Here is a 22,710-nt window from a genome sequence, read left to right on the forward strand (position 1 = left end):
GCATGGCAAGGGGGCGACCCCGGCTGCAGCGCAGAATGCCCCGATGAAAGCTCCTCCCCGTTTGCAGTCGCTCGTCGACGAAGGCCTGATCGACACCGTGGTGCGCCAGCTCATGAGCGGCAAGGAGGCGATGGTCTATGTGGTGCGGTGCGGCGACGAAACGCGCTGCGCCAAGGTCTACAAGGAAGCGACCAACCGCAGCTTCCGTCAGGCCGTCGACTACACCGAGAACCGCAAGGTCAAGAACACGCGCCTGCAGCGCGCCATGGCCAAGGGCACGAAGTTCGGCCGCCAGGCCACCGAGGCCGCCTGGCAGAGCGCCGAGGTCGACGCGCTCTACCGCCTGGCCGCCGCCGGCGTGCGCGTGCCGGTGCCCTACAACTTCTGCGACGGCGTGCTGCTGATGGAGCTGGTGACCGACGCCGAGGGCGATGCGGCGCCGCGCCTGAACGACGTGGTCTTCAGCGCGGAGGACGCGCTGGGCCACCATGCGACGCTGCTCAAGGAGGTGGTCCGCATGCTGTGCGCGGGCGTCGTGCACGGCGACCTGTCGGAGTTCAATGTGCTGCTCGCCGCCGACGGGCCGGTGATCATCGACCTGCCGCAGGCGGTCGACGCCGCGGGCAACAACCACGCCAAACGCATGCTCCTGCGCGACGTGGAGAACCTCAAGGTCTTCTTCGGCCAGTTCGCGCCGGCGCTGCTGCACAGCCGCTACGGCGAGGAGATCTGGAGCCTCTACGAACGCGGCGAGCTCGACACCGCCACGGTGCTGACGGGGCAGTTCGTTCGCGCCAGCGGTCCGGTCGACGTGGGCGGCGTGCTGCGCGAAGTGGACGATGCGCGGGCCGAAGAGTCGGCGCGCCGCGTGCGCATGGCCGGCGGCTGATTCGCCGTCGTTCAGCCGCGTTGCACCTGTTCATCAGAATTCGTCGCAGCCTTACGTGGCGTTCATATCGGGCCGTCAGCATCGAGGCTCCTGAACACGACGCCCACGAAGGAGTTGCCATGATGAAGAAGATGTCCCTTGCCCTCGGCACCGCCGCACTTCTGGCACTGGCCGCCCTGAGCGCGCCGGCCCAGGCCCAGCACTACGACCATCGCCCGGACTACCGGCCACGCGTGGTGGTGGTCCCGCCGCCACCGCCGCGCCATGTGGTGCGGCCGCGTTACGACCATCGCTATGACCATCGCCGCTACGACCGCCATGGCCCCCGCCGCGGCATGCGCGACAACGATCGTGACGGCGTGCCCAACCGCTACGACCGCCGTCCCAACAATCCCTACCGCTACTGAGTGTGGGGCGGCAGTCTCAACGCCCCGCGCGCCGAAATTCGCCGGGCGTCGTGCCGGTCCATTCGCGGAACGCGCGTGAGAAGCTCTTCTCGTTGCGAAAGCCCACGGCCAGCGCGATCTGCTTGATCGGCCGGCTCGTGCGCCGCAGCAGGTCGGCGGCCTGCGCCTGTCGCACCTCGTCTTTCAGCGCCTGCAGCGGCACGCCTTCTTCCTGCAGCTGCCGATGCAGCGTGCGGCTCGACATGTGGAGCAGTGCGGCGATGGCATCCGCCGTGGCGGCTTCGGTCGGGCGCAGGCGCAGCAGCTCGCGTACCCGCTCGCCCAGCAGCCGGTCGCGCCGGTACTGCAGCACCGTCAGCGGCAGGGCGCGCCTGAGCATGCTGCGCAGCGCGGGTTCGTCGCGCTGCAGCGGCAGGTGCAGGTAGCGTTCGTCGAAGCTGTAGCGGGCACGCTCGGCATCGAAGTGCAGTTCGCCGGTGAACATCAGCGGATAGGCGTCGCGGTGCGGCGGCGGCGCGAAGGGAAAGTGCGCGCTGCGCAGCGAGATGCGCGAGTCGATTGCCCAGCAGGCGTAGCCATGCAGGAAGCGCAGGCTCGACACCAGGCAGAACTCGCGGAAGGCGCCGAGCTCGCGGTGCTCGGTGATCGATACCGTCGCCACGCCGCCCGCCACCTGCAGGTTGAGCACGATGTCGTCGGTCAGCAGGCGGTGATGGCGGCACCAGCGCTTGATGGCCACGCCCAGGTCGGGGGCGCCGAGCGAGGCGCGGCACAGCATGCCGTAGCTGCCCCACGGCAGGCGGCGCGTGAACCAGCCGAGCGCCTCGTCGTCGAGTTCCTGCATCGCATGGGCGTTGAGTGCCTCGAACTGCAACGCGGTCACGTGCGCGTTCGGCCGTGCGAGGTCGCGCGGCGCGATCTGTGCCGCGCGCAGGGCCTTCGCCGGGTCCGCGCCGTACCTTTCGTAGCCTTGAACGATCGCTCGCACGAAGGCCATCGGCGTGGCGGCGCGGCCGGGTTTGAGGAAGGCAGGGGCGGTCATGGCGGGTGGCGTTGGAGCTGGCGCAATCTGCAACCATTGTGGCGGCAAATGCGCCGGGGGCGGGCGTAAGCTGCGGCTTTTGCGCGTTGCTGCCTCGTGGCGCATCGCGCGACGCCCCATAGAGGAGACAACGCCCATGCCCGCACCGAGCCTTCCCGGCCTGAACTTCGACCTCGGCGACACCGTCGATGCCCTGCGCGAGGCGATCGACGACTTCGCGCACCACGAGATCACGCCGCGCGCCGCCGCCATCGACCGCGAGAACCTGTTCCCGCACGACCTGTGGAAGAAGCTGGGCGACCTCGGCCTGCACGGCATGACGGTGAAGGAGGAATACGGCGGCACCGAGCTGGGCTACCTGGCGCACATCGTCGCCATGGAAGAGGTGTCGCGTGCGTCGGCCTCGGTCGGTCTGTCGTACGGCGCGCATTCCAACCTGTGCGTGAACCAGATCCACCGCAACGGCAGCGAAGCGCAGAAGAAGAAGTACCTGCCCAAGCTGGTGAGCGGGGAACACGTCGGCGCGCTGGCGATGAGCGAACCCAACGCCGGCTCCGACGTCGTGAGCATGAAGCTGCGCGCCGAGAAGAAGGGCGACCGCTACGTGCTCAACGGCGGCAAGATGTGGATCACCAACGGCGGCGACGCCGACACGCTGGTGATCTACGCCAAGACCGAACCCGAGATGGGCGCGCGCGGCATGACCGCCTTCATCGTCGAGAAGGGCTTCAAGGGCTTCAGCGCCGGTACCAAGCTCGACAAGCTGGGCATGCGCGGCAGCAACACCTACCCGCTCTTCTTCGACAACTGCGAGGTGCCCGAGGAGAACGTGCTGGGCGGCGAAGGCATGGGCGCCAAGGTGCTGATGAGCGGCCTCGACTACGAGCGCGCCGTGCTCTCGGGCGGCCCGCTGGGCATCATGGCGGCCTGCATGGACGCGGTGATCCCCTTCGTGCACGAGCGCAAGCAGTTCGGCCAGAGCATCGGCGAATTCCAGCTGATGCAGGGCAAGATCGCCGACATGTACTCGACATGGCAGGCCACGCGCGCCTACGTCTACGCCGTCGGCAAGGCCTGCGACCGCAACGACCATGCGCGCAGCTTCCGCAAGGACGCCGCCGGCGCCATCCTGTACTCGGCCGAGAAGGCGACCTGGATGGCCGGCGAGGCGATCCAGGCGCTGGGCGGCGTGGGCTACACCAAGGACTTCCCGGTCGAGCGGCTGTGGCGAGACGCCAAGCTGTACGAGATCGGCGCCGGTACCAGCGAGATCCGCCGCATGCTGATCGGCCGCGAACTCTTCAACGAAACCGTCTGAGGCCGCGCCATGGCAGCGAACCCGAGCTACGCCAAGGGCGCCACCGACGTCCCGCTGATCGAGCAGACGCTCGGCGCCTTCTTCGACGACATGGTGGGCAAGCAGCCGGACCAGGAGGCGCTGGTGAGCCGCCACGAAGGCCAGCGCTTGAGCTACCGCGAACTGCAGACGGCATCGAACCGTCTCGCGAGCGCGTTGCTGAACCTGGGCTTGCAGCCGGGCGACCGCGTCGGCATCTGGTCGCACAACAACGTGCCGTGGGTGCTGATGCAGATCGCGACCGCGAAGATCGGCCTGATCCTGGTCAACATCAACCCGGCGTACCGCACGTCGGAGGTCGAGTACGCGCTCAACAAGGTCGGCGTGAAGGCGCTGGTCACCATGGCGCGCTTCAAGAGCAGCGACTACCTCGGCATGCTGCGCGAGCTGGGCGCCAGGCGCCTGCCCCTGCTGCGGCACACGGTGTGGATCGACAAGGCCGGCGAGGCGGACGAGGACGGCATGCAGCGCTTCTCGGCGCTGCTGGCGAGCGGCGATCCGCAGGATGCGCGCATCGCCCGGATCGGCGCCACGCTCAAGGCCACGGAGCCGGTCAACGTGCAGTTCACCAGCGGCACCACCGGCTTTCCCAAGGGCGCGACGCTGACGCACCGCAACATCCTGAACAACGGCTTCTTCATCGGCGAGTGCATGAAGCTCACGCCGCAAGACCGGCTGTGCATTCCCGTGCCGCTGTACCACTGCTTCGGCATGGTGCTGGGCAACCTGGCGGTGCTCACGCACGGCGCCACCATCGTCTACCCGAACGACGGCTTCGATCCGCTGACCGTGCTCGAGACGGTGCAGGCCGAGCGCTGCACCGGGCTGCACGGCGTGCCGACCATGTTCATCGCCGAGCTCGAACATCCGCGCTTCGCCGAGTTCGACCTGTCGACGCTGCGCACCGGCATCATGGCCGGCTCGCCGTGCCCGACCGAGGTGATGAAGCGCGTGGTCGGCCAGATGCATCTGCGCGAGATCACCATCGCCTACGGCATGACCGAGACCAGCCCGGTCAGCTGCCAGAGCAGCACCGACACGCCGCAGGACAAGCGCGTGTCGACGGTCGGCACGGTGCAGCCGCACCTCGAGGTGAAGATCATCGACCCCGAGACCGGTGCGATCGTGGCGCGCGGCCAATCCGGTGAACTCTGCACCCGCGGCTATTCGGTGATGCACGGCTACTGGGGCGACGAGGAAAAGACCCGCGAGGCGATCGACGTCGAGCACTGGATGCACACCGGTGACCTCGCCACCATGGACGACGAGGGCTACGTCAACATCGTCGGCCGCATCAAGGACCTGGTGATCCGCGGTGGCGAGAACATCTACCCGCGCGAGATCGAGGAATTCCTCTACCGCCATCCCAAGGTGCAGGACGTGCAGGTGGTCGGCCTGCCCGACAAGAAATACGGCGAGGAGCTGTGCGCCTGGATCATCGTGAAGCCGGGCCAGACGGCGACCGAGGACGAGATCCGCGACTTCTGCAAGGGCCAGATCGCGCACTACAAGGTGCCGAAGTACATCCAGTTCGTCACCGTCTTTCCGATGACGGTCACGGGCAAGATCCAGAAGTTCAAGATCCGCGACGAGATGGCGGCCAGGCTGGGCCTGCAGGCGGACAAGACCGCATGACTGCGCCCGCGTCAGGGTGCGCTGTTCGGTGGCGCGTCGACACCGGCGGCGTGCCGCGCGATGGCCAGGCGCTGGCGCAGCGGCACTTCCTGCAGGTCGAGTTCGGCGACCAGGCTGCGCAGCGACTCGTCGTTGATGCGGTGGGCGTGGCGTTCCGCGTAGAGGGCCTCGCGCTCGACGTGCAGCGAGCTCAGCCGCAGTTCCAGCTCGACCACGTAGCGCCGTCGGCGCTGGCGGACCACGGCGGTCGTTTCGGCGAGCGCTTCGGGCGTGGCGGGCGCCGGCGCATCTTCGAGCAGGTCGATCCGCTTGCGGTATTCCTGCGTCAGCCGGCCGGCGGATTCCTGGTACTGCGCCACCCATTTCGGGTCCGCCGCGGCGGCCTGCTCCTTGCTCAGCACCATGCCGGCGATCGCGGCCTGGCAGGCGGCCAGCCGCGCGTGGCGCTCTTCGCGCGTGGCGGCCGGCTCACCGCTGGGCGGCATGCGGCGCAGCACCAGCGGCAGGCCGATGCTGCCGACCACCAGCGTGAAGAGGATGGTGCCGGTCGCCAGGAAGACCAGCAGGTTGCGACCCGGAAAGGGAGCGCCGCTGTTGAGCAGCATCGGGACCGACAGGGCACCCGCCAGGGTCACGGCGCCGCGGATGCCGGCCAGCGTGCTGGCCAGCGTGAGCAGGTGCGAGGGCCGCTCGGCCATCTTCCCGTCGCGGTGGGCGCGCCACAGGCTGCCCTGCACGCCCAGCGTGAGCCAGATCCAGCGCAGCACCAGCAGTGCCGACGAGATCGCGACCGCGTAGCCGGCCAGCACCCACCAGAGATGCCCGGCCTCCTTGAGCGTCACACCGATGATCGACGGCAGTTGCAGCCCCAGCAGCAGGAAGACGGCGCCGTTGAAGGCCGACTCCACCATGGCCCAGGTGCCTTGGGTCTGCATGCGCTCGGCCACGAACTCGCTGCGGCTGAGGTCCGCGAAATTCGTCATCACGCCGGCGGCCACCGCCGCGAGGATGCCCGAGACGCCGATGCGCTCGCCCACGATGTAGGCCGCGAAGGGCAGCAGCACGAGCAGCAGCACCATCTGCGTGGCGGCCACGTCACCCAGGCGCCGCGTCACGGTGTCGCGCGCCACGGCGAAGCCCCAGCCGATGAGCGCGCCGGCGCCGATGCCGCCCAGGGCGATCCACAGGAAGTCGCGGGTCACCGCGGTCCAGGAGAAGACGCCGGTGAGCGTTGCCGCCACGGCGAACTTCAGCGCCACCAAGCCCGAGGCGTCGTTCAGCAGCGACTCGCCTTCGAGCACGCGCATCGTCTGCGCGGGCATGCCCAGGTTGCGCGTGATGGCCGAGACGGCCACGGCATCGGTGGGCGAGATGACGGCGGCCAGCGCGAAGGCGACGGTCAGCGGCATCTCCGGAATCATCCAGTGGATCAGGTAGCCCAGGCCGATCACGGTGAACAGCACCAGGCCGAGCGCCAGCTTCAGGATGGGCCGGTAGAGCGCGAAGAACTCGCGCTTCGGAATGCGCCAGCCGTCGGCGAACAGCAGCGGCGGAATGAACAGCAGCAGGAACAGCTCCGGGTCGAAGCTGATGTGCAGGCCCTTCTGCGGCCAGGAAAGCGCCGCGCCCAGGGCGATCTGGATCAGGGGCAGCGGAATGGCGCGGACATAGCGGGCGGCGATGCCCGTGAGCGCACCCAGCATCAGGACCAGGAGCACGGTTTCAACGGTATGCATGAGCGTATTTCGACAACAACGACGACCACAGTAACGGATGCATCATCGGCGAGCGCAGGGGCGGCCGTCCGACGGATGACATCCAAAGGATGAGCATGAGCAAACTCGAGACGAAGTTGAACGCCCGTTCGGCCGATTTCCAGGCCAACGCCGCCGCGATGCGCGCACTGGTCGACGACCTGCATGCGCAGTTCGCCAAGGTGGAGGCCGGTGGCGGCGAAGCGGCTCGCGCCAAGCACGTGGCGCGCGGCAAGCTGCTGCCGCGCGACCGGGTGGCCGAGCTGCTGGACCCGGGTACGCCCTTCCTGGAGATCGCGCCGCTGGCGGCCTACGGCATGTACCTGGACGCCAAGGGCGCGGAGTCGGCACCCGGCGCCGGCCTGATCGCCGGCATCGGCCGCGTGAGCGGCGTCGACTGCATGATCGTCTGCAACGACGCGACGGTGAAGGGCGGCACCTACTACCCGCTGACGGTGAAGAAGCACCTGCGTGCGCAGGAGATCGCCGAGCAGAACCGACTGCCCTGCATCTATCTCGTGGATTCCGGCGGCGCCAACCTGCCGAACCAGGACGAGGTCTTCCCCGACCGCGACCACTTCGGCCGCATCTTCTACAACCAGGCCACCATGAGCGCCCAGGGCATCGCGCAGATCGCGGTGGTCATGGGTTCCTGCACGGCCGGCGGCGCCTACGTGCCGGCGATGAGCGACGAGTCGATCATCGTGAAGGACCAGGGCACCATCTTCCTGGGTGGTCCGCCCTTGGTGAAGGCGGCGACCGGCGAGGTGGTCACGGCCGAAGACCTGGGCGGCGGCGACGTGCACACGCGCCTGTCGGGCGTGGCCGACCACCTGGCGCAGAACGATCTGCATGCGCTGTCGCTGGCGCGCTCGGCCATCGCCAACATCAACCGCAAGGATGCGACCGATGCGCCGCACCCCGACGTGCGACAACCCGAGTTCCCGCGTGAAGAGCTCTACGGGGTGATTCCGACCGATACGCGCAAGCCCTTCGACGTGCGCGAGATCATCGCGCGCATCGTCGACGGCAGCGAGTTCCACGAGTTCAAGTCGCGCTTCGGCGCCACGCTGGTCTGCGGCTTCGCGGAGATCGAGGGCATGCCGGTGGGCATCGTCGCGAACAACGGCATCCTGTTCTCCGAATCGGCACAGAAGGGCGCGCACTTCATAGAACTGTGCTGCCAGCGCAAGATCCCGTTGGTGTTCCTGCAGAACATCACCGGCTTCATGGTTGGCCGCAAGTACGAGAACGAAGGCATCGCGCGCCACGGCGCCAAGATGGTGACCGCGGTGGCCACGGCCAACGTACCGAAGTTCACGGTCATCATCGGCGGCAGCTTCGGCGCCGGCAACTACGGCATGTGCGGCCGTGCGTTCAGCCCACGATTCCTCTGGATGTGGCCCAACGCGCGCATCAGCGTGATGGGCGGCGAGCAGGCCGCGAGCGTGCTGGCCACGGTCAAGCGCGACGGCATCGAAGGCAAGGGCGGCAGCTGGAGCAAGGAAGAAGAGGAGGCCTTCAAGGCGCCGATCCGCCAGCAGTACGAAGACCAGGGCCACCCGTACTACGCGACGGCGCGGCTGTGGGACGACGGGATCATCGACCCGGCCGACACGCGGCGGGTGCTGGCGTTGGGGCTGGCCGCCGCGCGCAATGCGCCCATCCCGGAACCGAAGTTTGGCGTGTTCCGCATGTGATGTGTATGATTTTCATATTTCATACACATCGAGGTGTCCATGCGGACCAACATCGTGATCGACGACAAGCTCATGGCGGCAGCCATGGAGGCGGGCGGGTTCAGCACCAAGAAGGAAGCGGTGGAGGAGGGCTTGCGCCTGTTGGCGCGGCGCAAGGCCTACCAGCAGCTTCTCGCCTTGGGGGGGCAGCTCCAGTGGGCCGGGGACGACAGCGTGGACTGGACACTGGCGTCCACGGATGCGCTCGCCGTGCAGGAGCCTCCGGCGCGTTACGCGGCAAGCGGCGCGAAGAAGGTTCGACCCGCTCGGCGCACGCGATGATCACGGCCGACTCCAGCGTCTGGATCCAGCATTTCCGCGGTCAGGAAACCCCAGCGGTGGCGCAGTTGCGTGCGCTGCTGCAGGAGGGCGTCGAGGACATCGTGCTGCTCGACCTGGTGCTGATGGAGGTGCTGCGCGGCTTCGTGCACGACCGCGACTGGCGCCTCGCCCGGGCGGCCCTCGCGGCGCTGCCACTGGCCACCGCTGGCGGCGAGGCCGTGGCCGTGCGCGCGGCCGACCTGTACCGCCGCCAGCGCCGCCGGGGCATCACCATCCGCAGCGCCATCGATCTGATGGTGGCCGCGTGGTGCCTGGAGCACGGCTGCGCGCTGCTGCATGCGGACCGCGACTTCGACGGCATCGAAGGCCTGACGGGGGCGCTGTAACGCCATGACGCATTCGAGTGCCGGAGGGTTGGGTTGGGATCACGCCGACGGCGTACTCTGCTCCGCGAATGTCCCCCGGCCTGCGGCCTCCTCCTTGATTTCGCTGCGCAGAGCACGCACCCCGAACGCAAGCATTTCGAGAACCTGACATGACCTTCACCAAACTCAAGCTCACCACCGAAGGCCCCGTCGCCCGTATCTGGCTCGACCAGCCCGACACGCGCAACGCCTTCGACGACACGGTCATCGCCGAGTTGACGCAAGCCTTCCTCGAAGCCGGCGCCGCGCCGCAGGTCAAGGCCATCGTGCTCGGCGCCAACGGCCCCGCCTTCTGCGCCGGCGCCAACCTGAACTGGATGCGCCGCATGGCCGACTACACGCGCGACGAGAACATCGCCGACGCGGGCAAGCTGGCCGACATGCTGCGCACCATCGCCGACTGCCCCAAGCCGACCATCGCGCGCGTTCAGGGCGACGTGTATGCCGGTGGCATGGGCCTGGTCGCGGCCTGCGACATGGCGGTGAGCGTCGACACCGCGGGGTACTGCCTGAGCGAAGTGAAGATCGGCTTGATCCCCGCGACCATCAGCCCCTATGTGATCCGTGCGATGGGCGCACGCGCGTCGCAGCGCTACTTCCTCACGGCCGAACGCTTCACCGCCGCCGAGGCGCACCGCATCGGCTTCGTGCACGAGGTGGTCGCGGCCGATGCGCTCGACGCCAAGGTCGACGAACTGCTCAAGGCGCTGACCGGCGCCAGCCCCGCGGCGGTGCGTTCGTGCAAGCAGCTGATCGCCGACGTCACCGGTCGCGCCATCGACGACGCGCTGATCGCGAAGACCGTCGACGGCATCGCCGACATCCGCGCCAGCGACGAAGGCCGGGAAGGCGTGCAGGCTTTCCTGCAGAAGCGCAAGCCCGCTTGGTTGGGATGACCATGCCCGAACTCGACATGCCCCAGTTGCTCGCGCTGGCCGCGGCGCTCGGCTGGGCCAGCGGCATTCGGCTGTACCTCGTGGTGCTGCTGACGGGGCTGGCCGGTTACTTCGGCTGGGTGCCGCTGCCCAGCGGCCTGCATCTGCTGGCGCACCCGGTGGTGCTGGCGGTGAGCGGCTTCATGGTGTTCGTCGAGTTCTTCGCCGACAAGATCCCGGGGCTCGATTCGCTCTGGGACATGGTGCATACCGTCATCCGCATCCCGGCGGGCGCAGCGCTCGCGGCTGGCGTGTTCGGTGGCGACCACGCGGTGATGGCGCTGGTCGCGGCGCTGCTGGGTGGCGGCTTCGCGGCCACGGCGCATGCGGCCAAGGCCACCACGCGCGCTGCCATCAACACCTCGCCCGAGCCCTTCAGCAACGTCGGCGCGTCGCTGGTCGAAGACAGCATGGTGCCGATGGGGCTTTGGCTCGCGGTCGCGCATCCGCTGGTGTTCGTCGTGCTCTTCATCGTCGTGCTGATCCTCAGCGTGTGGCTCATCCGAAAGAGCTGGCGCTTCCTGCGCGGGCTCGTGAGCCGCGTCACGCGCATCTTCAGCGGCAAGCCCGACCCAGGCGTGCAATCCGCCTTCTCATTCAAGACCAAGAACGCTCCCGGAGACCCACCGAATGTTTAAAAAGATCCTCATCGCCAACCGTGGCGAGATTGCCTGCCGCGTGGCGGCCACCGCGCGCCGCATGGCCATCCGCACCGTCGCCGTGTATTCGGACGCCGACGCGAACGCCAACCACGTGCGCGCCTGCGACGAGTCGGTGTACCTCGGCGGCAGCGCGCCGAAGGACAGCTACCTGCGCTGGGAAAAGATCCTCGAGGCCGCCAAGGCCACGGGCGCCGAGGCCATCCACCCGGGTTATGGTTTCTTGAGCGAGAACGAGGAGTTCGCGCAGGCCTGCGCTGACGCGGGCCTGGTCTTCATCGGCCCGCCGCCCTCGGCGATCAAGGCCATGGGCCTGAAGGCCGAGTCGAAGCAGTTGATGGAGAAGGCCCGCGTGCCACTGGTGCCCGGCTACCACGGCCACGACCAGGACCCGGCGCTGCTGCAGCGCGAGGCCGACCGCATCGGCTACCCCGTGCTCATCAAGGCGAGTGCGGGCGGCGGCGGCAAGGGCATGCGCGCGGTCGACAAGTCCGAAGACTTCGCGGCGGCGCTCGCGTCGTGCCAGCGTGAGGCCATCAACAGCTTCGGCGACGATGCGGTGCTGATCGAGAAGTACGTCCAGCGCCCGCGCCACATCGAGATCCAGGTGTTCGGCGACACGCGCGGCGATTGCGTCTACCTGTTCGAGCGCGACTGCTCGGTGCAGCGTCGCCACCAGAAGGTGCTGGAAGAAGCGCCCGCACCCGGCATGACGGAAGCGATGCGCGCGGAGATGGGCGCGGCCGCCGTGGCTGCGGCCAAGGCGGTGAACTACGTCGGCGCCGGCACCGTGGAATTCATCGTCGAGCAGCGCGATGGCGGCGCGATGAACTTCTTCTTCATGGAGATGAACACGCGGCTGCAGGTCGAGCATCCCGTCACCGAAGCCATCACCGGCCTCGATCTGGTCGAGTGGCAACTGCGCGTGGCCTCGGGCGAGCCGTTGCCGCTCAAGCAGAGCGAGCTGAAGATCCACGGTCACGCCATCGAGGCGCGCATCTGCGCCGAGAACCCCGACAACAACTTCCTGCCGGCCACCGGCACGCTGCAGGTCTATCGCAAGCCGCAAGCGACGGCCTTCCAGCGCAGCCGCGTGCGCATCGACGATGGCGTGCGCGAGGGCGGCGAGATCTCGCCCTTCTACGACTCGATGATCGCCAAGCTGATCGTCCACGGCGCCACGCGCGACGAGGCGCTGGCCCGGCTCGACGCGGCCCTGGCGCAGACGCACATCGTCGGCGTGCAGACCAACGTGCAGTTCCTGCGCGGCGTGCTCGCCACCGAATCGTTCGCCAGAGCCAACCTCGACACGGCGCTGATCGAACGCGAACGCGCGGTGCTGTTCGACCGCGAGCCACTCGGCCTGCCGCTGGCCGCGGCCGCATCCATCGCCCGCACGCTGCTCGACGAGCGCGCCACCGGTACGCCCGACCCCTTCAGCCAGCGCGACGGCTGGCGTTCGCTCGGCACCACGGCGCGCATCTTCGCCTTCGAGTTCCGCGGCGAGACGCAGACCGCGACGCTGCGCTACCTGCACGACGGCGCGCTGACGCTCGACGTCGGCGGCGCGGCGGGTCCGCTGGTCATCGGTCGCCTGCCCGACGGACAGATCGAGCTGGCCTTCAACGGCACACGCCACACGCTCGACGTGTACGCGCGCCAGGGCGCCGCGCACGTGTTCGCCGACAGGGGCGCCACGCGCATCACCGCCATCGACCGTCTCGCGCATGCCGGCGATAGCCAGGCCGAAGGCGGGCGCCTGACCGCGCCGATGCCGGGCAAGGTCGTGTCCTTCGCCGTCAAGGCCGGCGACAAGGTCGCCAAGGGCCAGCCGCTGGCCGTGATGGAGGCGATGAAGATGGAGCACACCATCGCCGCGCCGGCCGACGGCACGGTGGAGGAACTGCTCTACGCGCCGGGCGACCAGGTGACCGAAGGCGCAGAGCTGCTGCGCATCGCGGCCTGAGCCGGCAGCTCAGCCGCTGTCGCCCATCCGGAACTCGACGCGCACCGGTCGGGTGGGCTCGGTGCGTTGCTCCTTCATCCACTTCTCGGCGAACTCGCGCACCGTCTTCTCGGCCGCGGGCATCTGCTGCTGCAGGTACTCGGTGCGCTGCGCGCGCTGGGCCAGTTCGGGGCCGAGGTTCTTCAGCAAGTTTTCCTGATTGGCGGCGGCACCCGGCGCCAGCAGGCCGCCGCGTTCACTCGTGATCTGCGCCTTCTGCGTATCGATGCCCGGCGGCAGCAGCGGCTTGGGTGCCGGCACGCTGAGCACGTAGACGTCGCCGTCGAGCGTCAGCGTCCAGGTGTCCGCGAGTGGCAGCCGGTAGGTGTAGTGCACCGGCACGCGGATCTGGCCGATGCGCTCGCCCACGAGCGCCCCGCAGTCCTGCCCGAGCCAGGTGTACGACGAGCGCCACCGGAACTCCTCGGTCTTCACCAGCGTGGAGACCTCGAGAAATCCGCCGGGCGTGCGCAGCACGACGACCTGTGCCGGGTCGAGCATGCGCACCTGTTCCTGCGTCGACCCCCACGGCAGCCCGCGCGTGTAGAGCAGGGCACCCGCGACGCCTACCGCGAGGGCGACGATCGCCCAGAGGACAGGGAAGCGGGCAGGTGGGCGCACGGACTCTCTCGAGGCAAGGATGGATGACAGGTGTTTTCCATCCTAGCAGCCGGTGCCGCGCGCGCGGCCCGCTCAACCCGTTCAGTCCACGCGGATGTTCTTCGCCTTGACGATGCGGCTGTAGATGTCGGCGTCGCGGCGCACCATTGCCACCATCTCGTCCTGCGTCAGGCCCAGCGGTTCGCTGTTGAGGTCGCGGATGCGCTTGGCCAGGTCGGGATCCTTGCTGGCCTGGACCATCAGCGCGTTGAAGCGCGTGACGATCGGGGCCGGCGTCGCCGATGCCGCCCACAGGCCATGCCACGACATCATGGTCAGGCCGGGCACCACCTCCGACAGCGTGGGCACGGTGGGCATGGCGGGGTGGCGCGTCTCGCCGGAATAGGCCAGCGCCTGCACGCGGCCGCTGCTGATCAGCGGGTAGCCGGTGGCGATGGGTTCCATCAGCGTGTCGACCTGGCCGCCGATCAGGTCGGCCACCGGGCTGGCGCGGTAGGGCACATGCAGCATCTCGGTGCCGGTCTCGTCCTTGAGCCATTCGACGATCAGGTGCGAGGGGCTGCCGGCACCGTACGAGGCGTGCGAGATGGTGCCCGGCTTGGCCTTGGCCGCCGCCACCAGTTCCTTCACCGACTTGGCCGGGAACTTGGGTGGTGCGATGAGCACCAGGCCCTGGCGCATGGTGGTCGCCACCGGCACGAAGTCCTTCTGCGGGTCGTAGGGCAGCTTGCTGTAGATGTACGGGTTGATGGTGAACCCGGTCGAGAGGTTGTAGAGGTAGGTGTAGCCGTCGGCCGGTGCCTTGGCCACGGTGTCGGCCGCCAGGTTGCCGGCGGTGCCCGGCTTGTTGTCGATCACCACCGGCACGCCGAGCTGCTTCGACGCGTAGTCGCCGTACAGCCGCGCGAAGATGTCCGGCGGCGTGCCCGGCGCGAAGCCGACCACGATGCGGATGGGCTTGTTCGGCCAGGCCGCGGGCTGCGCGGCGGCCAGGCTGCACGCCAGGCCCAGGCAGAGGGGCGCCAACCATTGAATTCTCGAACGCATGTCTGTCTCCTTATGACGGGCGCTTGCCCGCTTGTTTGAAAAATCGCGCTGCTGTGTGGTGCGTGGGTGGCGGTCGGTCTCCTCAGTCGATCTGCGCGCCGGAGCGCTGCACGGCTTCGCCCCATTTCGCGATCTCGGCGCGCGCGAAGGCGTCGAGCGCGGCACCGCTCATGTCGCTGGGCTCGATGCCCTGCTGCGACAGCTTCTCGCGCACCTCCGGCTGCGCCAGCACCAGGCGCGTGGCCTCGCGCAAGCGGTCGCGCTGGTCGGCCGGCATCGTGGCCGGCGCGTACAACATGAACCAGGCGACCAGGTCGAAGTCGGGCACGCCCTGCTCGATCAGCGTGGGCACGTCGGGCGCGGCGGTGCTGCGTTTGGCGCTGGACACGCCCAGTGCGCGCAGCCGACCGGCTCGCACCTGCGGCAGCACCGCAGCCGGGTGATAGAACATGAACTGCACGTTGCCGGCAACCAGCTCGGTCATGGCCTGTGCGCCGTCGCGGTACGGCACGTGCACGAACTTCTTTCCGAGCCGCACGTTGAGCAGCTCGCCCGCCAGGTGCCCCGAGGTGCCGTTGCCGGCCGAGGCGAAGTTGACGGCCGCGTCGCCCGCCTGCCGCAGGTCGGCCACGTTCCTCCAGGGTGAGGCGGTGGGCACCACCAGCAGCGTCGGCGTGGCGCCGACGAAGCCCAGCGGCGCGAAGTCGCGCAGCGGCGAATAGCTCAGGCGCTTGTAGAGCGAGGGGTTGATGGCGTGCGTGCCGACCGTGCCCATCAGCAGCGTCTGGCCGTCGGTGCCAGGCTTGGCGACCTGCTCGCTGCCGATGGCGCCGCCCGCGCCGGGCTTGTTCTCGACGATCACGGCCTGGCCGAGCTGCCGGCCGAGCGCGTCGGCCAGCGTGCGGCCGACGATGTCGGTCGTCGTGCCCGCACCGAAGGGCACGACCAGCTTGATGGGGCGCGACGAGGGCGCCTGTGCGATGGCTGCACCGGCGGCCAGCAGCGTGCCGGCGATCACCAGACGGCGTGTGAGGCGCCGCGTCATGTCGATGCTCCGAAGCCGGCGGGCACGTCGCCCTCGTACTGCAGTTCGCGCGTGGCCTGGTACGACAGCGCGAAGCCGCTCGGCATCTCGGCCTCTTCGGCCAGGTGCGCGATCAGCCCCGCGGTGCGCGCGAGGATCGGCACGCCGCGCAGCGACGCCACCGGGAAGCCTACGCCCAGCAGCACGGCGGGAATGGCGGCCGAGACGTTCAGCCGCAGTTCCTTGCCGACGATGCCGGGGATCACGCGCTCGATCGCCTGCGCGATGTGCACGTAGCGCAGGTCGGCACCGGCTTCGGTGGCGACGGCGATGAGGCGGTCGACGCGTGGGTCGTTGCTCTTGTGCAGCGGATGGCCGTAGCCGGGAATCGAGCGGCGTTCGGCCTTCAGCGTGCGGATGACATCGGCCGCGACATCGTCGAGCGCCTCGCCTGCATCGACGCGTGCTGCCACCTTGGTGAACAGCCGGCCCGCAGTTTCCGACGCACCCAGGATCACCGAGCCGCAGCCCAGGATGCCCGCGGCCACCGCGCCCTGCAGCGCGTCGGGCGCGGCGGCGTAGGTCATGCGGCTGGCCTGCACGCTCGGCACCAGGCCGTGCTCGGCGATGGCGACCAGCGTGGCGTTGAGCACGGCGCTGCACGTCGCATCGGGGCGCTTGCCGGTGAGCAGCAGGAAGAAGTAGTCCGCGAAGGACACGTGCCCGATCAGGTCGTGGCAGAGGTCTTCGCCGCGCACGACGATGGTGTGTTCGTCCGACGTGCAGATGGCGGTGCGCGGGACGGTGGATTTGCCGATTTTCATGATGACGTGCGGGCTCAGACGGCCGAGGGTTGCAGGTGGAAGTCGTAGTGCGCGGACCAATAGGGCGTGTCCAGCGTGCGGCCGTCGGGCGCGGTGCCTGCGGGGTGCGGCTCGAAGTCGACGATCAGGCTGGGCCGCACGCCGAACACCGCGTCGGAATCGATGTACGGGCTGCCAGCGACGAAGAGGTGCGTGGTGATCGGCACATGCGCCGGGGCCGACACCATCATGTGGATGTGACCGGGCCGGTTGGGGTGGCGGCCCATGCCGTCGAGCATGCGGCCGACCGGGCCATCGACCGGCACCGGGTAGTACGACGGCCGGATCGACCAGAACCAGTAGCGGCCTTCGGCGTCGGTGCGGATGCGCGCGCGTGCGGCCATGCCGGCGCCTTCCACCTGCATGTCGTACACGCCTTCGCCGTCGCCCGACCAGATGTCGAGCAGCGCGCCGGCCAGCGGCTGGCCGCGCGTGTCGGTGACTCGGCCGCTGTAGAAGGTCGGCTCGCCTGGCGTGCCTTTCGCGATGTCGGCACCGCAGGGCATCTCCGGCGCGCCGGCCCAGTAGTAGGGGCCCTGCACCGTGGCTTCGGTGGTCGGCGTCACGGCCAGGCTGCCGGTGGCGCCTGCGCGCTCGGCCTCGCGTGCGGCACGCAGCTGGTCGAGCATCACGACCATCATCGAGGCGCCGAGCGTGTCCGACAGCAGGATGAATTCCTGGCGCTTGGCGTCGCAGGCCTGGCCGGTGGCGGTGAGGAACTCGATGCCGCGCATCCACTCGTCGGGCTTCAGGTCGACCTCGCGGATGAAGGCGTGCAGGTGCGTGATGAGCGAGGTCATGACCTGCGCGAAGCGCGGGTCGGTGGCGCCTTCGAGCCGCTGCAGCGCGGCCTGGGTCAGTTCGTTTTCGTTCGAGGGGGTCATGGGCTTGTCTCCGTTTTCTTTTGGGGGATGCGAGCTCAGGCGTCGCGCAACCGCCGTCGCAGCGGCTCGACGATGGCGTCGTTGTCGGCGCCGAGTGTGGGCGGTGCCGTGACGTCGAGCGGGCGTTCGCCGTCGAAGCTCACGGGTGAGCGAATCGTGCGCCACTCGCCGCCTTCGGGGTGCGGGGCGCTCACCTCGAGCTGGAGATGGCGCGCCTGCGGGTCTTCCATCGCTTCGCGCGTGTCGTACATCGGTGCGTGTGGCACGTCCTCGGCCTCGAGCCGGGCGCACCAGTCGGCGCGCGTGCGCTCGCGGAACAGGCCGTCGAGCAGCGCGATCATCTCGGTCTGGTGCGCGATGCGGCCTTCGCGGTTGGCGAAGCGCGGGTCCTGGAACAGGTCGGGCCGCTCGATGGCGTTGGCCAGGCCCTGCCAGAACTTCTCGGGAGACGACATGTGCAGCGCGATCCACAAGCCGTCGGCGCACTCGAGCACGTACGACTGCGACACGCTGGGCCGGCTGAAGGGGCCCATGATCTCGTTCTCGGAGAAGTAGTGCGTGAAGGCGTCGAGGTTGAAGTGGCACATGGCCTCGAGCATCGACACCTCCACCGTGCGGCCCACGCCCGTGCGGCCGCGCTCGATCAGCGCGCCCATCACACCGTAGGCCGCGTAGAAGCCGGTCATCGCATCGGCCACCGCCGGGCCGACCACGCGCGGGTTGGCCGGGTTGACCAGGAGCTTGAGGAAGGCGCTGGCGGCCTGGGCCACGGTGTCGTAGGCAGGGCGGCCGGCGGCGGGGCCGGTCTGGCCGAAGCCGCTGATGGCGCAGTACACCAGCCGCGGGTTGAGCTCGCGCAGGCGTGCCGCGCCGGCCCCCAGTCGCTCCGCGGCACCGGGGCGGAAGTTCTGGATGTAGACGTCCGACTCCTTCACTAGCGCGTCGAACACCGCCGCGTCGTCGGGCAGCTTGGGGTTGAGCGTGATGCTGCGTTTGTTGCGGTTGTAGGTCTGGAAGTGCGGGCTGTAGAGGCCGCCGCGGAAGGCGCGGAACGGGTCGCCGCTGCCGGGCTGCTCGACCTTGATCACCTCCGCACCGAGGTCGGCCAGGAACATGCCGGCGGCCGGGCCGGTGATGAACGTGCCTTGCTCCAGCACCTTGATGCCGCTGAGGACTTTTTGCAACGCGTTGTCTCCTGTGTTCTGTCGGCCCGTCGAGGGGCTGGGTGCGAACTCTAGGCAACGCGGGCGAATTCTCACAATGATGGTTTTTCATGGCTACCATCGACCGCATCGATCGTGAGCCATCGCATCACGGCACCTGGAGACATCCCATGGAACTGCGGCACCTGCGCTACTTCAGCGCGCTGGCCGGTTCGCTCAACTTCACGCGGGCGGCCGAGCGGCTGCACGTCACGCAGTCGACCCTGTCGCACCAGATCAAGCAACTGGAGGACGAGCTCGGCACGCAGCTCTTCGACCGCAGCGGCAAGCGGGTGGCGCTGACCGAGTCGGGCGAGGCCTTCCTCCACCACGCGACGCGGGCGCTGCAGGAAATCGACCGCGGGCTCGGCGCCTTGCGCGAAGACCCGAAGGAGGCCTCGGGTGAGTTGCGCATCGGCTCGACGCCGACCTTCAACCTCGGCTTCATCCCCGACTGCATCGCCGCCTTCCAGCCGCGCTACCCGGGCGTGCGCGTGGTGGTGGAGGAACTCGCGGCCGACCTGATCGCGCAGCGGCTGCAGCAGGGCACGCTGGACCTGGGCATCGCCTACCGGCCGGCGGCGCCGGGGGCGCTGCAGTTCGAGCCGCTCTACAACGAGGAGATGGTGCTGGTGGTGGCGCAGGGCCATCCGCTGGCGCGCCGCAAGCGGGTGCGCATGGTGGAGCTGCACCGCCTGCCGATGGTGCTGCTGCCGGCGAGCTTCGCCACGCGTCAGATGCTCGACGAGTGCTTCCGCTCCTGCGGGGCCGAGCCGCAGGTGGTGGCCGAGATCAACGCGCTGGCGCCGATCATGGGGCTGGTCGCGAAGACGCGGCTTGCCGCCATCGTCGCGGCCAACGCGGTGCTGCCGCACGCGGGGCTGGCCATCGTGCGGCTGGAGAGCCCGACGCCGGTGCGCACGCCGGGCATGCTGTGGTCGCCGCCGGCGCGCGAGTCGGCGGCCACGCGCGCCTTCTCGGCCATCGTGCGCAAGGTGGCGTTCCGCACCAGCCTGCTGGAGCGCGGCGACGCCAAGACGTAGCGGCTGTCGGCCCCAAGCCAGCGCCTGTCGGCATTTGCAACCGTGCTGGCGGGGATTGCCACCGCCGGGCCGACCGCGTGGCGCGCAGGTTCTTGCAGGCAGGCCGACAATCGAGGGCGGCATTCCTTCCCACAGTGAAGCAAGACAAGAGACACCCCATGAAACTCCCCTCCAAGGTCGAGATCGTCGACGTCGGCCCGCGCGACGGCCTGCAGAACGAAATGCAACCCGTGCCCGCCGCGGTGAAGATCGAGCTGGTGCACCGCCTGCAGGACGCCGGCCTGCGCGCCATCGAGGTGACCAGCTTCGTCAGCCCGAAGTGGGTGCCGCAGATGGCCGACAACGCGGAGGTGATGCACGGCATCCGCCGCGACCCGCGCGTGACCTACTCGGTGCTCACGCCCAACATGAAGGGCCTGGAGGCCGCACTCTCGGCACCGCGCGCCGAGTGGCCCGACGAGATCGTCGTCTTCGGCGCGGCGAGCGAGGCTTTCAGCCAGAAGAACATCAATTGCTCGATCGCCGAGAGCATCGAGCGCTTCGCGCCGGTGGTGGCGGCGGCGCGCGAGAAGGGCATCCGCGTGCGCGGCGCGATGTCCTGCACGGTCGGCTGCCCGTACGAAGGCGAGATCGCACCCGCCAAGGTGGGCTACCTCGCGCAACTCATGAAGGGCATCGGCGTGCAGCGCGTCGATGTGGCCGACACCATCGGCGTGGGCACGCCGCGCAAGGTGCAGGCCGCGATGGAGGCCACGCTGGCGCACTTCGGCATCGACGACATCTCGGGCCATTTCCACGACACCTACGGCCAGGCGCTGGTCAACACCCTCGCTGCGCTCGAACTCGGTGTGTGGAACTTCCAGTCATCCTCCGCCGGCCTCGGCGGCTGCCCCTACGCCAAGGGCGCGACCGGCAACGTCGCGACCGAGGACGTGGTCTACCTGCTGCACGGCATGGGCATCGAGACCGGCATCGACCTCGACCGGCTGGTCGATGCCGGCGTCTACATCAGCGAGGCGCTGGGGCGCAAGACGGGCTCGCGGGTCGCGACCGCCCTGCTGGCCAAGCGCGCATCGGCGAGCTGATCAGGCCGCCGCCACGGCGGCGGGCACGCGCTTCTTGAACAGGCCCAGCGCCAGGCCGGTGACCGCCGCACCGGCCGCGATGGCGGCCGCGTACAGCAGCACATGGTTCACGGCGTTGGGAATGGCCAGCACGAACACGCCGCCGTGCGGCGCCTGCAGGCCGATGTTCCAGGCCATCGACAGGCCGCCGGCCACGGCCGAGCCGAGCACGCAGGCGGGAATGACGCGCAGCGGATCGCGCGCCACGAAGGGGATGGCGCCTTCGGTGATGAACGCCAGCCCCAGCACGGCGGCCGCCTTGGATGCTTCGCGCTCTTCGGCCGTGAAGCGGCTCCTGAACAGCCAGCAGGCCAGGGCGATGCCCAGCGGCGGCGTCATGCCCGCGGCCATCGTCGCGGCCATCGGGTTGGCCACGCCGCTGGCGATCAGGGTGGTGGAGAACACATAGGCGGCCTTGTTGATCGGCCCGCCCATGTCGGCGGCCATCATGGCGCCGAGCACCACGCCCAGCAGCACGGCGCTGCCCGTCTGCAGGCCCTTGAGCCAGTCGGTTAGCGCGCTCATCACCGCGGCCATCGGCGTGCCGATGACCATCAGCATCAGCACACCGACGATGGCAGCGCCCAGCAAGGGCAGCAGCAGCACGGGCTTGAGGCCCTCCAGGCCGCGCGGCAGGCGGATCCAGCGGTTGAGCAGCTTCACGCTGTAGCCGGCGATGAAGCCCGCCGCGATCGCGCCCAGGAAGCCGGCCCCCACGGTGCCGGCCAGCATGCCGCCGATCATCCCGGGCGCGATGCCGGGCCGGTCGGCGATGGAGTAGGCGATGTAGCCGCCCAGCGCCGGCAGCATGAGCGCGAAGCCCGCCTTGGCGCCGATCTGGAACAGCACCCAGCCCAGCGTGCCCTTGTGGGCGTCGTCGTACACGTAGATGCCGCCCAGCGCGAAGGCCAGGGCGATGAGCAGCCCGCCCGCCACCACGAAGGGCAGCATGAAGGACACACCCGTCATCAGATGCTTGTAGGCGCTGACGGATTCGCGCTGCGGCGACCCGGAGGTCGATGCGGTCGATGCGCCGGCCGACGCGGCGGCGGCCTCCTCGCCCGCGCCCCACACCGCGGCCTGTGCCTGCGCCTGGGCGAACACCGCCGCCGCATCGTGGATGGCCGCCTTGGTGCCGGTGGCGTACAGGCGCTTGCCCGCGAAGCGGTCGCGGTTGACCTGCGTGTCGGCCGCGATCACGACCAGGTCGGCGTCGGCGATGTCCTCGGGCGTCAGCGTGTTCTGCGCGCCCACCGACCCCTGCGTCTCTACCTTGATCCGGTAGCCCAGGGCCTTGGCGCCTTGCTCCAGCGCCTCGGCGGCCATGAAGGTATGGGCCACGCCCGTGGGGCAGGAGGTGATGGCGACGATGCGCAGCGGTGCCACCGGCGCACCCGCCGTCGCGGCACCGGCAGCCCCCACCGCGGCCGGTGCGCGCGGTGCGGCCTCGACGGTCACGCCCGCCAGTGCAAGCGCCTCGCGCACCACCCGCGTGGCGTCGGCCAGTACGGCGGCCGGCGACGCTTCGTGCACGGGCGCGGCGACGGTGCCCAGCAGCTCCTGGCGGTCGATGCGCATGTCGGCGGCCACGATGACGGCGCTGGCACGTGCGAGTTCGGTGTCGCTGAAGCCGCCCTGCGTGCCCAGGCTGCTGTGCACGCTGAGCGCGATGCGGTGACCGAGCGTGGCGGCTGCAGCGCGCAGCGCCTCGGCCACCATGAAGCTGTGCGCCGGGCCAGCCTGGCTCGCGGCGATGGCGATGAGTTGGGCCAT

The 22,710-nt window shown here is 69.3% G+C and carries 21 protein-coding genes; 12 read left to right on the top strand and 9 right to left on the bottom strand.

Annotated elements, in window-relative coordinates:
* Positions 1-43 precede the first annotated feature (43 nt).
* Together N8A90_RS04465 and N8A90_RS04470 are read left to right on the top strand one after the other, a co-directional pair.
* Positions 44-889, top strand: coding sequence for a PA4780 family RIO1-like protein kinase (locus tag N8A90_RS04465; protein WP_262073443.1), 846 nt, complete (start codon positions 44-46; stop codon positions 887-889).
* Between the two features lie 122 nt (positions 890-1,011).
* On the top strand, positions 1,012-1,296 hold the full coding sequence (locus N8A90_RS04470) for a hypothetical protein (RefSeq protein ID WP_262073598.1): 285 nt from the start codon (positions 1,012-1,014) through the stop codon (positions 1,294-1,296).
* A gap of 16 nt (positions 1,297-1,312) precedes the next feature.
* On the opposite strand, the gene N8A90_RS04475 is transcribed toward N8A90_RS04470, so the two are convergent.
* Positions 1,313-2,338: an AraC family transcriptional regulator gene (locus N8A90_RS04475; RefSeq protein ID WP_262073444.1), complete on the bottom strand. Its 1,026-nt coding sequence runs from the start codon at positions 2,336-2,338 to the stop codon at positions 1,313-1,315.
* 136 nt (positions 2,339-2,474) lie between these two features.
* On the opposite strand from N8A90_RS04475, the gene N8A90_RS04480 reads away from it, so the two are divergent.
* Both N8A90_RS04480 and N8A90_RS04485 read left to right on the top strand, forming a co-directional pair.
* Positions 2,475-3,656: an isovaleryl-CoA dehydrogenase gene (locus tag N8A90_RS04480; protein WP_262073445.1), complete on the top strand. Its 1,182-nt coding sequence runs from the start codon at positions 2,475-2,477 to the stop codon at positions 3,654-3,656.
* Between the two features lie 9 nt (positions 3,657-3,665).
* Positions 3,666-5,330, top strand: a complete 1,665-nt coding sequence (locus N8A90_RS04485) for an AMP-binding protein (RefSeq protein ID WP_262073446.1) — start codon at positions 3,666-3,668, stop codon at positions 5,328-5,330.
* A gap of 11 nt (positions 5,331-5,341) precedes the next feature.
* Here the strand turns inward: N8A90_RS04485 and N8A90_RS04490 are convergent, their stop codons facing one another.
* On the bottom strand, positions 5,342-7,066 hold the full coding sequence (locus N8A90_RS04490) for a Na+/H+ antiporter (RefSeq protein WP_262073447.1): 1,725 nt from the start codon (positions 7,064-7,066) through the stop codon (positions 5,342-5,344).
* Positions 7,067-7,161: 95 nt separating this feature from the next.
* Here N8A90_RS04490 and N8A90_RS04495 point away from each other — a divergent pair, with 95 nt between their 5' ends.
* The 6 genes from N8A90_RS04495 to N8A90_RS04520 all read left to right on the top strand — a co-directional run bounded on the left by N8A90_RS04495 (position 7,162) and on the right by N8A90_RS04520 (position 13,090).
* Positions 7,162-8,784, top strand: a complete 1,623-nt coding sequence (locus N8A90_RS04495) for a carboxyl transferase domain-containing protein (RefSeq protein WP_262073448.1) — start codon at positions 7,162-7,164, stop codon at positions 8,782-8,784.
* Positions 8,785-8,823: 39 nt separating this feature from the next.
* On the top strand, positions 8,824-9,105 hold the full coding sequence (locus N8A90_RS04500; protein WP_262073449.1) for a type II toxin-antitoxin system VapB family antitoxin: 282 nt from the start codon (positions 8,824-8,826) through the stop codon (positions 9,103-9,105).
* Positions 9,102-9,491, top strand: a complete 390-nt coding sequence (locus N8A90_RS04505) for a PIN domain-containing protein (RefSeq protein ID WP_262073450.1) — start codon at positions 9,102-9,104, stop codon at positions 9,489-9,491. Before N8A90_RS04500 ends, N8A90_RS04505 begins: the two co-directional genes overlap by 4 nt.
* Positions 9,492-9,640: 149 nt before the next feature.
* Positions 9,641-10,426, top strand: a complete 786-nt coding sequence (locus N8A90_RS04510; RefSeq protein ID WP_262073451.1) for an enoyl-CoA hydratase/isomerase family protein — start codon at positions 9,641-9,643, stop codon at positions 10,424-10,426.
* Between the two features lie 2 nt (positions 10,427-10,428).
* Positions 10,429-11,103 (top strand): DUF4126 domain-containing protein, encoded by a 675-nt coding sequence (locus N8A90_RS04515; RefSeq protein ID WP_262073452.1) that lies wholly within the window; start codon positions 10,429-10,431, stop codon positions 11,101-11,103.
* Positions 11,096-13,090, top strand: a complete 1,995-nt coding sequence (locus tag N8A90_RS04520) for an acetyl/propionyl/methylcrotonyl-CoA carboxylase subunit alpha (RefSeq protein ID WP_262073453.1) — start codon at positions 11,096-11,098, stop codon at positions 13,088-13,090. The genes N8A90_RS04515 and N8A90_RS04520 overlap by 8 nt, the downstream gene beginning before the upstream one ends.
* A 9-nt stretch (positions 13,091-13,099) precedes the next feature.
* Here the strand turns inward: N8A90_RS04520 and N8A90_RS04525 are convergent, their stop codons facing one another.
* The 6 genes from N8A90_RS04525 to N8A90_RS04550 form a co-directional block, all read right to left on the bottom strand.
* Positions 13,100-13,750: a hypothetical protein gene (locus tag N8A90_RS04525; RefSeq protein ID WP_262073454.1), complete on the bottom strand. Its 651-nt coding sequence runs from the start codon at positions 13,748-13,750 to the stop codon at positions 13,100-13,102.
* A gap of 81 nt (positions 13,751-13,831) precedes the next feature.
* Positions 13,832-14,797, bottom strand: coding sequence for a Bug family tripartite tricarboxylate transporter substrate binding protein (locus N8A90_RS04530; RefSeq protein WP_262073455.1), 966 nt, complete (start codon positions 14,795-14,797; stop codon positions 13,832-13,834).
* An 82-nt stretch (positions 14,798-14,879) separates the two neighbouring features.
* Positions 14,880-15,842, bottom strand: a complete 963-nt coding sequence (locus N8A90_RS04535) for a Bug family tripartite tricarboxylate transporter substrate binding protein (RefSeq protein ID WP_262073456.1) — start codon at positions 15,840-15,842, stop codon at positions 14,880-14,882.
* Positions 15,839-16,645 carry a citryl-CoA lyase gene (locus N8A90_RS04540; protein ID WP_262073457.1) on the bottom strand — a complete coding sequence of 269 codons (807 nt, stop codon included), beginning with the start codon at positions 16,643-16,645 and terminating at the stop codon, positions 15,839-15,841. The genes N8A90_RS04535 and N8A90_RS04540 overlap by 4 nt, the downstream gene beginning before the upstream one ends.
* A gap of 14 nt (positions 16,646-16,659) precedes the next feature.
* Positions 16,660-17,568 (bottom strand): dioxygenase, encoded by a 909-nt coding sequence (locus tag N8A90_RS04545; RefSeq protein ID WP_262073458.1) that lies wholly within the window; start codon positions 17,566-17,568, stop codon positions 16,660-16,662.
* Between the two features lie 35 nt (positions 17,569-17,603).
* Positions 17,604-18,752, bottom strand: coding sequence for a CaiB/BaiF CoA transferase family protein (locus N8A90_RS04550; RefSeq protein WP_262073459.1), 1,149 nt, complete (start codon positions 18,750-18,752; stop codon positions 17,604-17,606).
* A 149-nt stretch (positions 18,753-18,901) separates the two neighbouring features.
* On the opposite strand from N8A90_RS04550, the gene cynR reads away from it, so the two are divergent.
* Positions 18,902-19,813: a transcriptional regulator CynR gene (cynR, locus tag N8A90_RS04555; protein WP_262073460.1), complete on the top strand. Its 912-nt coding sequence runs from the start codon at positions 18,902-18,904 to the stop codon at positions 19,811-19,813.
* A 158-nt stretch (positions 19,814-19,971) separates the two neighbouring features.
* On the top strand, positions 19,972-20,898 hold the full coding sequence (locus N8A90_RS04560) for a hydroxymethylglutaryl-CoA lyase (protein ID WP_262073461.1): 927 nt from the start codon (positions 19,972-19,974) through the stop codon (positions 20,896-20,898).
* Here the strand turns inward: N8A90_RS04560 and N8A90_RS04565 are convergent, their stop codons facing one another.
* A complete protein-coding gene (locus tag N8A90_RS04565; RefSeq protein ID WP_262073462.1) occupies positions 20,899-22,710 on the bottom strand; it encodes a PTS fructose-like transporter subunit IIB in 1,812 nt (603 codons plus the stop codon).

This window comes from Variovorax sp. N23, from assembly GCF_025486315.1.
Lineage (GTDB): Bacteria > Pseudomonadota > Gammaproteobacteria > Burkholderiales > Burkholderiaceae_C > Variovorax.

Excerpts from the sequence above, each read along its gene's own strand:
- N8A90_RS04465 (WP_262073443.1), top strand. The coding sequence starts at position 44 with ATGAAAGCTCCTCCCCGTTTGCAGTCGCTCGTCGACGAAGGCCTGATC.
- N8A90_RS04470 (WP_262073598.1), top strand. The coding sequence starts at position 1,012 with ATGAAGAAGATGTCCCTTGCCCTCGGCACCGCCGCACTTCTGGCACTG.
- N8A90_RS04475 (WP_262073444.1), bottom strand. The coding sequence starts at position 2,338 with ATGACCGCCCCTGCCTTCCTCAAACCCGGCCGCGCCGCCACGCCGATG.
- N8A90_RS04480 (WP_262073445.1), top strand. The coding sequence starts at position 2,475 with ATGCCCGCACCGAGCCTTCCCGGCCTGAACTTCGACCTCGGCGACACC.
- N8A90_RS04485 (WP_262073446.1), top strand. The coding sequence starts at position 3,666 with ATGGCAGCGAACCCGAGCTACGCCAAGGGCGCCACCGACGTCCCGCTG.
- N8A90_RS04490 (WP_262073447.1), bottom strand. The coding sequence starts at position 7,066 with ATGCATACCGTTGAAACCGTGCTCCTGGTCCTGATGCTGGGTGCGCTC.
- N8A90_RS04495 (WP_262073448.1), top strand. The coding sequence starts at position 7,162 with ATGAGCAAACTCGAGACGAAGTTGAACGCCCGTTCGGCCGATTTCCAG.
- N8A90_RS04500 (WP_262073449.1), top strand. The coding sequence starts at position 8,824 with ATGCGGACCAACATCGTGATCGACGACAAGCTCATGGCGGCAGCCATG.
- N8A90_RS04505 (WP_262073450.1), top strand. The coding sequence starts at position 9,102 with ATGATCACGGCCGACTCCAGCGTCTGGATCCAGCATTTCCGCGGTCAG.
- N8A90_RS04510 (WP_262073451.1), top strand. The coding sequence starts at position 9,641 with ATGACCTTCACCAAACTCAAGCTCACCACCGAAGGCCCCGTCGCCCGT.
- N8A90_RS04515 (WP_262073452.1), top strand. The coding sequence starts at position 10,429 with ATGCCCGAACTCGACATGCCCCAGTTGCTCGCGCTGGCCGCGGCGCTC.
- N8A90_RS04520 (WP_262073453.1), top strand. The coding sequence starts at position 11,096 with ATGTTTAAAAAGATCCTCATCGCCAACCGTGGCGAGATTGCCTGCCGC.
- N8A90_RS04530 (WP_262073455.1), bottom strand. The coding sequence starts at position 14,797 with ATGCGTTCGAGAATTCAATGGTTGGCGCCCCTCTGCCTGGGCCTGGCG.
- N8A90_RS04535 (WP_262073456.1), bottom strand. The coding sequence starts at position 15,842 with ATGACGCGGCGCCTCACACGCCGTCTGGTGATCGCCGGCACGCTGCTG.
- N8A90_RS04540 (WP_262073457.1), bottom strand. The coding sequence starts at position 16,645 with ATGAAAATCGGCAAATCCACCGTCCCGCGCACCGCCATCTGCACGTCG.
- N8A90_RS04545 (WP_262073458.1), bottom strand. The coding sequence starts at position 17,568 with ATGACCCCCTCGAACGAAAACGAACTGACCCAGGCCGCGCTGCAGCGG.
- cynR (WP_262073460.1), top strand. The coding sequence starts at position 18,902 with ATGGAACTGCGGCACCTGCGCTACTTCAGCGCGCTGGCCGGTTCGCTC.
- N8A90_RS04560 (WP_262073461.1), top strand. The coding sequence starts at position 19,972 with ATGAAACTCCCCTCCAAGGTCGAGATCGTCGACGTCGGCCCGCGCGAC.
- N8A90_RS04565 (WP_262073462.1), bottom strand. The coding sequence starts at position 22,710 with ATGGCCCAACTCATCGCCATCGCCGCGAGCCAGGCTGGCCCGGCGCAC.